The 2858-nt window shown below is 55.9% G+C and carries 5 protein-coding genes; 1 reads left to right on the top strand and 4 read right to left on the bottom strand.

Annotated elements, in window-relative coordinates:
- Positions 1 to 197 precede the first annotated feature (197 nt).
- The 3 genes from EV561_RS36840 to EV561_RS36830 are packed head-to-tail and all read right to left on the bottom strand — an operon-like array spanning position 198 to position 1392.
- A complete protein-coding gene (locus EV561_RS36840; protein ID WP_132528764.1) occupies positions 198 to 446 on the bottom strand; it encodes a hypothetical protein in 249 nt (82 codons plus the stop codon).
- Between the two features lie 59 nt (positions 447 to 505).
- Positions 506 to 913 carry a hypothetical protein gene (locus tag EV561_RS36835; protein WP_132528763.1) on the bottom strand — a complete coding sequence of 136 codons (408 nt, stop codon included), beginning with the start codon at positions 911 to 913 and terminating at the stop codon, positions 506 to 508.
- Positions 914 to 939: 26 nt separating this feature from the next.
- Positions 940 to 1392: a hypothetical protein gene (locus EV561_RS36830; protein WP_132528762.1), complete on the bottom strand. Its 453-nt coding sequence runs from the start codon at positions 1390 to 1392 to the stop codon at positions 940 to 942.
- Between the two features lie 220 nt (positions 1393 to 1612).
- Here EV561_RS36830 and EV561_RS38520 point away from each other — a divergent pair, with 220 nt between their 5' ends.
- On the top strand, positions 1613 to 1804 hold the full coding sequence (locus EV561_RS38520) for a DUF892 family protein (RefSeq protein WP_132528761.1): 192 nt from the start codon (positions 1613 to 1615) through the stop codon (positions 1802 to 1804).
- A gap of 453 nt (positions 1805 to 2257) precedes the next feature.
- Here the strand turns inward: EV561_RS38520 and EV561_RS36820 are convergent, their stop codons facing one another.
- The gene (locus EV561_RS36820; RefSeq protein WP_132528760.1) at positions 2258 to 2455 is read right to left on the bottom strand and encodes a hypothetical protein; all 198 of its coding nucleotides are present in this window, start codon (positions 2453 to 2455) and stop codon (positions 2258 to 2260) included.
- Positions 2456 to 2858: the final 403 nt, after the last annotated feature.

Here is a 2858-nt window from a genome sequence, read left to right as displayed (position 1 = left end):
GATCATGGCAGGGCCTACACCGACACGCGTTGATGACGATGATTGCCTATGCCTTTCTTCAGCATCAGCGCCTCAACAAGGCAAAGCGGGAAAAAGGGGAAAACAATTGACTTTACGTTGCCGCCCAATTGGCGGCCAATCTTTAGTTTTTATGGCGCGCGAAAGCCGAAGCGAAACTGCTCGGCGCCAAGCCAGTTCTACTGAAGCTTCGCGTGTAGTGTGAATCGCCGCGCCATTTCGGGCGTCGCTTCGAAGGCGCGACCCAGATTTCGAACTTGTGCTTCAAGAACCAAGAGAACATCGGTCATCTTCTGCGATTCCACGTAAACGTTATAGCTCTCGACTTCATCGAGGCGGCCGCTCGCGACAGCGCGATGCGCCTTCCGCACAAGATCTTCGGTTCGACGTATCACCGAAGACAACCCGATTAGGATGGTGTCCAGCATAATTGTCCCCACATTTGCCCTCCGCCGAGTTGAGGGCGAATCAAGGCATATTGCAAGTATCAAATATTAAGTCGGGCGCGCAAAGCTTCGACGAAATCGGCGACATCGTCGCGTGATCTTTCGTATCGCGATCTCGGCGGTTGCGAACGACCGCCCGCAAGCGCAAAACCGACGGCGGTGGCGATAGCGGCCACGGTCAGAAGCGACGAGACCGGGTAGAGCTTGACCGTGGCTTCACCCTGCCTTGCAAGGTGGACCGTCTTTTTTCTGGCGTTTTCGGCTAGTGCTGCAATCTGTTCGTTGAGCGCGCTCATCTGTGCGCGGAGATCACTCAACTCGGCCTCGTAACCCGCATGTCCGGGGATGCCAGTTTCTATCGGGGTGGCTTCAATAGCGGACTCCGGCACTTCCTCGGCAATCGCCGCAGTCTCGGCTCTCAGGTCCGTTGTCGTCTTTCGCGGTGGCATAGTCGTCTCCGTTATTTTGCAGTTGATTAACGCCTGGCGGGCGCTGTCTGGCTCAGCTTTCTGAGGGCGATTGGCGCAAGGGCGGACAAGATGGCCCCTACCGGAAGCCTCGCGAACAAGCGCGTTGCCACAGCAGTCGCCAGCATGGCGGCACCAAGCTTTGCCCAAGGTGCGGGGCCGAGCTGGGCATGGGCGCTGGCGTCCAGCCATCTGGCATGGGCCTGGACAACTGATGCTGATTGATCGGTTATCGAAGCCAGCCTCAGCCTCACCGTTTCGATGTCGGCCCGAAGACGCGCGAGCTCTTCTTGGAACTGTTCAATATGAAGGCGTTCTGGGAGAATATCTTCGCGAGCTTGTTCCGCAAGGAACTCCGGTTGGATTTCGTCCCCGGGCGCGTCGTCCGCCAAGGCATCAATATGCCGATCGTATTCGGCTTCAGACGAAAAACCTTCAGGTATTTGCCGGGCAGTGCTCACGGGTTCCTCCTCTTCCCACCCTCGTAAGGTCGATTCGATGGCTTCGATGGCCGTCGTTGCAGAAACGCGCGAGCAGCGGAAAAGATGCGGCCGATAACCGACTGTTCTATGGATCGCGGTAAGACCAGGCTGCGATGGCGTTAGGCGACTACGAGACCGTCTCACCTGCTCTCGGAGCAAACTTTGCGTCCCGTTGATCTGCAGCGGCATTTCACTTTCAGTGGCCAGCGCCAAAACCCTCGACGACCTGTTGTTCGACGCGCTCGAGGGTATTTATTTTGTCGAGAAGCAAATTCTCAAAGCCTTTCCGAAGTTGGCCCGAGCCTCGCAATTCGAAGAGATCACGAACGAGTTCGAGGACTCGCCCGCCCTGAAGGGTAACCCCAATTGCAATCATGGGGTCGCGGGGTAAGCTGTCACCACTATTGGGACAGCAGCGGCGGTGATTGCGATGCAATGCTTGAACCCACAGTGTTCTGTAACGCTCGGTTCGCGTAGTGTCGTTTTTCGCAAGCGGAATGCTTTCTTTTGCTCTGCTTGCCATCCTGACGAAGGCGACGATTGGCGCGAACCTTTGCCGTGCCAGATTTGCGGTAGGCTGGTCCGGACGTATCGACGGTACGTTGCTCCTGTCGTTTACGTCTGTGGCCGGAAATGCAAGGTGCGCCACAATACAATTCATAGGTCGGAAAGTCGAAGCCGATCGCTTATCGTGTCCCATTGCAAGTTATGCGGTGACGCCTTCACATCGCTCCGAAAGACCGCTTGCTACTGCTCGAAAACCTGCAAACAAAAAGCTTACCTCAGGCGCTGCGGAATACCGAGTATCGAAGACTGCCTTCGCGATCGACGATGCCTCTTCTGCCTAAAGATTTTCAGCCCGCTGGGCAAAAATGCCATTTACTGTTCCGACACTTGCAGACAGCAGGCTTATCGAAGGCGCCGCGCGCTCAAGCCTTTTGATAACTTCGATCATTGCAATCGGGATGTTTGACTTCGCGGCCTTGAAGGTTTGTAGGTCGGACCGATAAACACGCCAACCTTCAAACGCGACGACGCCCATCCTCCGGATCGGCTGCTGGTGCCGAAAGATCCGTCTGGGACTACAAGAAGCATGAAGGAAATTTCGGTCTTACGGATAGTGACCGATCGCTCAAACCTTTTCACGCCTGCTCGATTTGGTGATCTTCCGAGATGCTTGGTCATCGTCGCAGAAGTCTCATCGTGCAATGACACATACTTACCTATCGCGCCGCCCCACCCGTGACACCCTAAATGGAAAACGGCGCGATCGCACGACTGTTCACTCGCCTTCTTCACCCGTCTTTGGAAAGAGATAAGTGATATTGGAACCAGGCGCCTGAGCCAACCCTGCGGTCTTCCTGACGCCCGTGCTACGTTCTCCAGCAGCTTGTACGACCGAGGCCAACCCTTCGCGCTGCCTGTAGTAACCGGGCTTTTCAGGA

It is taken from the genome of Rhizobium sp. BK376 (assembly GCF_004341625.1).
In the GTDB taxonomy this organism is placed as follows: domain Bacteria; phylum Pseudomonadota; class Alphaproteobacteria; order Rhizobiales; family Rhizobiaceae; genus Rhizobium.
Note: the sequence above shows the minus strand (reverse complement) of the source record. Positions and strands in the feature narration are given on the sequence as shown.